The sequence below is a fragment of the Shewanella sp. genome, from assembly GCF_051658185.1.
Taxonomy (GTDB): domain Bacteria; phylum Pseudomonadota; class Gammaproteobacteria; order Enterobacterales; family Shewanellaceae; genus Shewanella.
Genome location: NZ_JBOFMC010000249.1, coordinates 1 through 6,059 on the forward strand (window position 1 = coordinate 1; position 6,059 = coordinate 6,059).

The 6,059-nt window shown below is 50.2% G+C and carries 4 protein-coding genes; 3 read left to right on the forward strand and 1 reads right to left on the reverse strand.

Going from position 1 to position 6,059, the window contains the following annotated elements:
• On the reverse strand, positions 1 to 700 hold a 700-nt coding region (locus ACRCZA_RS09770; RefSeq protein WP_438674253.1), incomplete at its 3' end, for an ABC transporter permease.
• Between the two features lie 94 nt (positions 701 to 794).
• On the opposite strand from ACRCZA_RS09770, the gene ACRCZA_RS09775 reads away from it, so the two are divergent.
• From ACRCZA_RS09775 to ACRCZA_RS09785, 3 genes are all read left to right on the forward strand, one after another.
• Positions 795 to 1,388, forward strand: coding sequence for a hypothetical protein (locus tag ACRCZA_RS09775; protein ID WP_438674254.1), 594 nt, complete (start codon positions 795 to 797; stop codon positions 1,386 to 1,388).
• Between the two features lie 85 nt (positions 1,389 to 1,473).
• Positions 1,474 to 4,953, forward strand: coding sequence for a transcription-repair coupling factor (gene mfd, locus ACRCZA_RS09780; protein WP_438674256.1), 3,480 nt, complete (start codon positions 1,474 to 1,476; stop codon positions 4,951 to 4,953).
• Positions 4,953 to 5,903: a peptidoglycan binding protein CsiV gene (locus ACRCZA_RS09785; RefSeq protein WP_438674255.1), complete on the forward strand. Its 951-nt coding sequence runs from the start codon at positions 4,953 to 4,955 to the stop codon at positions 5,901 to 5,903. The genes mfd and ACRCZA_RS09785 overlap by 1 nt, the downstream gene beginning before the upstream one ends.
• Positions 5,904 to 6,059: the final 156 nt, after the last annotated feature.

Sequence of the window (6,059 nt, forward strand, 5' to 3'; positions counted from 1 at the left end):
TGAAGGGATCATTAAGATAAAGCCTTAATTGATCAATCGTTTCACTAGATTGACGCATTAACCGTCTGGCGTCTTGATAATGGATATAGGCCACGCCCGCATCGACCTGAGAGCCCATCTCAAAAATCCCTGACACCACAAACTTACGCTGACTCGGTACCGGTCCAAAGGGGGAGTAAACGACCCCATCCCCGCTCAATAACCGCACCGTATCCCCATGCCCTACCTTAAGCTGACGTGCAAGCTCGGCCCCTAAAATCACGTTATATTTACCGCTTTTTAGCTCATCGAAAGCACCTGAATAGGTATGCTGAGCGATAAAAGATACGCTTTGCGCAAGCTCAGGAAAGATCCCAAACACCTGCACCGCCCGCAGATTCGCTGCCGATTGCACCATCGCTTGGGTAGAAACACTGGGCGCAATACCTTGCACGCCGGGCAAGGCTTTAAGTGCATTGGCCTGAATCGACCAATCCACCAGCGGGCTGTCTGTATGTACCGTCAACTGCGGCACCGCCCCAAGGATCCGTTCTTTTAGCTGGCCCTCAAGACCATTCATGACGGAACTGACCACGATCAAGGCTGCCACCCCTAAAAAAATCCCCGACACGGCAAATAAGGTAATAAATGAGGCAAACGCGTTTGCTTTTCTGGCCCGCCAATAACGGTAACCAACGTATAAAGGAAATCTAAGATCCATTGAATGAGGGCTGCGTCCTATATGCTAAACTTGCTAAATCATAAAGATGGGCACGATAATAGGGGTTTAACTCCTATAAATAAAGAGGTAAGCCTTGTTCACTGACTCTAATCCTTATTTTAGTGTGTCGCATGCCTTTACGGCTTACCTCAGTCCATGGCCGCAAAATCACCCGTTGCCGACTGATATTGCATTAAGATCAATGCAATCCGTTGGGATCCAGCTGTTAAGTGATGTCAAAGAACTTGAGGCTAGTTGCCTATTGCAGCTGCGCCATTTAGACCATGATGCCAAAGCGATTGTGGATTTTTTAAAGCTGCAATCTCGCAAAGTGGACTTAGTGTTACAACATGTGCTTGAACAAGAAACTCAAGAAGGCGATAAATTCAGCGGCTGTCAATTTGGCGGCAGCGGCATCCGGTTGCGGAGCCCCTCCCCCCTGCCCCTTGGCAGTCATTTTAAAACGACTCTCTTTATTCACGATGAATTGATCGCCATATTGTGTTTTGTCAAAGTCATGGCCAATCACCTGGATACCACAGCCCTGTCTGGGGCAGCGCAATATTATGTCGATCTTGAATTTAGCCAAATTCTCGAAGGGGATGTTGAGCAACTGGTCAAAGCCAGCTTAAATGTGCAACAAAAACAGCTTAAATTGCGCAAACTGGCCAAAGACGGCGCTCAATAAGTGCCGACTTTCACTGGCACCTCCGCCTGCAACTCACTACAATGGTCTGCAACTCTTTGTGAATAAATCAGTTTATCCCACGCCCATGAATCACATATCAGCCTTCACGCCACCTGTTGTTAAACAGAGTGTACAAACGCAAACGCTATCGGCCCTTGGGGGCGTTTGCCAAGCCGTTACCATTGCCAATATTGTGCGCCAATATCCCGGCACCACGCTTATCGTTACCAGTGATACGCCGAGCGCATTGAATTTAGAATCAGAACTCAACTATTTACTCAGTAAAAGCACCATTAAGGTGCGGTTATTTCCAGACAGAGAAACCCTGCCTTACGATAGTTTCTCGCCCCATCAGGATCTGATTTCACAGCGTTTAGAAACCCTGTCCCACATCAGTCAAGCCCATCACAGTGTGGTGATTGTGCCGGTAAGCACCTTAATGGTACGCCTACCGCCCAAAGCCTATCTAAGTGCCAATGTGTTTGTCTTGAAAAAGGGCGATAAATACCCGCTCCACGCCGTAAGGCAACATTTAATTGATACCGGCTATCATCTGGTCGAACAGGTGTACGAACACGGTGAATTTGCGATCCGCGGCTCCATCTTAGATCTGTTCCCAACGGGCGTGAACACGCCGCTACGTATCGAGCTGTTCGATGATGAAGTCGATACCATTCGCCATTTTGATGCTGAAACCCAGCGCTCCTTGCATCCCGTTGAGGCCGTTCGTTTGCTGCCAGCCAAGGAGTTCCCGACTGACAGTGGTGCCATTGAAGGCTTTAGACAACGATACCGGCGCCGCTTTGAGGTGATCGTCAAAGAGCCTGAATCGGTTTATCAACTGGTGAGCCGCAACCTGATGCCCGCCGGGATTGAAAATTACCTGCCGCTGTTTTTTGACGAAGTCGCTAGCCTATTTGACTACCTGCCCCCCAGCACCCAACTGGTTACCCTTGGGGACATTGAAAAATCTGCTCGCAGCCATTTACAAGAAGTTGACACGCGCTACCAAGATCGGCGAGTCGATCCTTTGCGGCCCCTACTCGCACCAAAAGAACTGTATTTACTCATAGAGGAATTATTTGCCGCCTTTAAACCTCTCGCGCGCTATCAGCTCAATCCACCAGAGCTAAACGATACCAAAACCCAACGGGTTGATGCCACAGTATTGCCAGACATCAGCGCTAACCACAAACTCAAACAACCCCTACTGGCACTGCAACACTACGCCCCTACCGCGCCGCGGCTATTGTTTAGTGCAGAATCGGAAGGACGGCGCGAAGCCTTGCTGGATCTGTTAGCCAAGATCCAGCTTAAGCCCAGCTTGTTTAATCATTTTGATGATTTTATTCAAAGCGATGCCAAATTAGGCCTGATCGTATCCCCCCTGTCCCGGGGCTGCGTCCTCAATTTACATCCCGCCGATGCCGTGAGCATTATTTGTGAAACCGAGCTCTTTGGTCAGCGCATTTCTCAGCAGCGGCGCCGGGAAAAACAGCGGCAGATCAGCAATGATGCGCTGATCAAAAACCTAGCCGAACTCAAAGTCGGCCAACCGATTGTCCACCTTGAGCATGGCGTGGCCCTATACCAAGGACTGGTCACCTTAGATACTGGCGGGCTTATCGCCGAATACCTGCAGCTTGAATATGCCGGTGGCGATAAACTCTATGTGCCCGTATCCAACTTACATCTCATCAGTCGCTACAGCATGGGGGCCGATGACGAGGCCCACCTAAATAAACTGGGCAATGACACTTGGGCCAAAGCCAAAAATAAAGCCATTGAAAAAATTCGCGATGTGGCGGCAGAATTACTCGATGTCTATGCGCGCCGCCAAGCCCGCCCCGGTGAAAGTTGCAGTATTGACCAAGAAGAATATGCCCAATTTGCCCAAGGTTTTCCCTTTGAAGAAACCGTCGATCAAGAAAGCGCCATCCACGCGGTATTAGCCGACATGCAGTCTCCCATCGCCATGGACAGATTAGTCTGCGGCGATGTCGGCTTTGGCAAAACCGAAGTGGCAATGCGCGCCGCCTTTGTGGCCGTCAACGCTGGCAAACAAGTCGTCGTGCTGGTCCCGACCACACTCCTTGCCCAGCAGCATTATGAAAACTTTAAAGACCGCTTCGCCGACTGGCCAGTCGTGATTGAAGTGATGTCGCGCTTTAGAACCGCCAAAGAGCAGACGCAAGTGCTAAAGCAACTTGAAGAAGGCAAAGTGGATATCGTGATCGGCACTCATAAGTTGCTGCAATCTGAAGCCAAATTCGAAAACCTAGGCTTACTTATCATTGATGAAGAGCACCGATTCGGTGTCCGTCAAAAAGAAAAAATCAAAGCACTGCGCGCCAATGTGGATATCTTAACCCTCACGGCCACGCCCATTCCGCGCACCTTGAATATGGCCATGGCGGGCATGCGCGATTTATCCATTATTGCGACGCCCCCCGCCAAACGCTTGGCGGTAAAAACCTTTGTGCGCGAGTCCGATCCGGCAACTGTGCGTGAGGCTATCCTGCGGGAGATCCTCCGCGGCGGCCAAGTCTACTATCTGCACAATAATGTCGAAACCATTGAAAAATGTGCTCAAGGCATCATTGACCTGCTCCCTGAAGCGCGCGTGGTGGTTGCCCATGGCCAAATGCGCGAGCGGGATCTTGAGCGCGTGATGTCTGATTTTTATCATCAAAGATTCAATGTGTTAGTTTGTACGACTATCATAGAAACCGGCATCGACGTCCCTAGCGCCAATACCATTATTATTGAGCGTGCCGATACCTTTGGCCTCGCCCAATTGCACCAACTGCGCGGCCGCGTAGGTCGCTCACATCATCAAGCCTACGCCTATTTGATGACCCCGCACCCTAAACGGATGACGCCCGATGCTCGTAAACGGTTAGAGGCCATCGATGCCCTTGAAGATCTTGGCGCAGGCTTTATGCTCGCCACTCAAGATCTTGAGATCCGCGGCGCCGGCGAACTCCTAGGCGATGAGCAGAGTGGCCATATTTCGAAAATCGGCTTTAGCTTATATATGGAGATGCTCGAGGCGGCGGTCACGGCCCTTAAGCAGGGTAAAGAACCCTCCCTTGCCCACATGCTTAATCAACAATGTGAGATAGAGCTACGGATCCCCGCTCTTTTGCCAGAGGCCTATGTGGGAGATGTTAATATCCGGCTCTCTTTGTACAAGCGCATTGCGGGCTGCCATACCGAGGCCGCCCTCGATGAACTAAAAGTCGAGCTTATCGATCGCTTTGGCTTATTGCCCGATGCCACTAAAAATCTGCTGGAAATGACGCTCTATAAACATCAGGCCACCCATTTAGGTCTGAGTAAAATTGAAGTCCATGCCAAGGGCGGCAGTCTCGAATTTAGCCATGATCATCTCATCGATCCCAGCTTTATCATTGGATTACTGCAAAACCAGCCACAAATCTATCGAATGGATGGACCGAATAAGTTAAAGTTCAACCTTGGGGCAGAAACCGCCAAAGACCGGTTGGCCTTAGTGAAACTCTTGCTCGAACAATTATCGCAACATCGTCTTGGAGATAAATAGTGTTACGTCAACTCACGGTCGCTATCGCAACCCTCATTGCCTTGTCCCACAGCCCCCAAAGCCGTGCAGATGCGTGGTATGAAATTGAAGTGTATGTATTTGAACGTCAAAACCAATCCACCGAACAATGGTTGAAAACACCCACCACGATACAAACTGAGCGAGCCATCGATCTCACCTCTGCGGTTGTCGGTCAAGCCATCCCATCGGTGACTGAGCCTACTGCGCCTTGTACACTGGTTTATGATGCCGATGCTAATAGCCGATGTGCTGAGCTTGGCGCAGCTACGGGGACAAACAACAGCGCCGCAACCTTAGGCAATAGCACAGCGTTCAGCTACCGCTATCCTGCGCAAATTGGCTACCAAATCGGCAGTAATAGCCCGGTCTCTAGCGCCGACGGCGTACTCCTCCCCAGTAGCCGGGGTCAATTTGCCAGCATCATTAGCAGCCTTTCCCGCGAGCGCGGCAATCGCAGCCTGCTGCACATGACATGGCAACAGCCCATTCGCAGCAAAAATGCGGCCAAACCCATTCGCTTATTTGCAGGCAAAGATTTTGCGGGCAGTTATCATTTTGATGGCCGAAAAATAACGTCACCCGCCACAAACCCGCCCCAAACGCTCACGGCTGAGTCTGGCGCGAACACCGTACAGCTCACTGCCACGCCATCTCCAGTATGGGAGTTAGACGGTACGCTCAATATCTACCTTAACCATTATCTCTATATTGAAACGGCCTTAACCCTGCGTCAGGAAGGCAGAAAGTTAATGGCCCAATACGAAGATGAAGCGGGAGCAGTCACCGCGCCCAAGGTGATGACGCCTTATTTAATGGCTATTCCGCTTGAGCAAAATCGTCGCTTAAAAAGCGATGAAATTCACTATTTAGATCATCCACAAATGGGGATGGTGATCCAAATTCGCAAAATGTCACAACCCAGCAGCTAAACCACACCGTGACGACGGGTTAACTAGGCTATCGCCCGCGCTGAACGCCTCAGCGTAGGCCGATTGCTTAGTTGCTTAGTTGCTTAGTGATTAGTGATTAGTGATTAGTGATTAGTGATTAGTGATTAGTGATTAGTGATTAGTGATTAGGCAAGA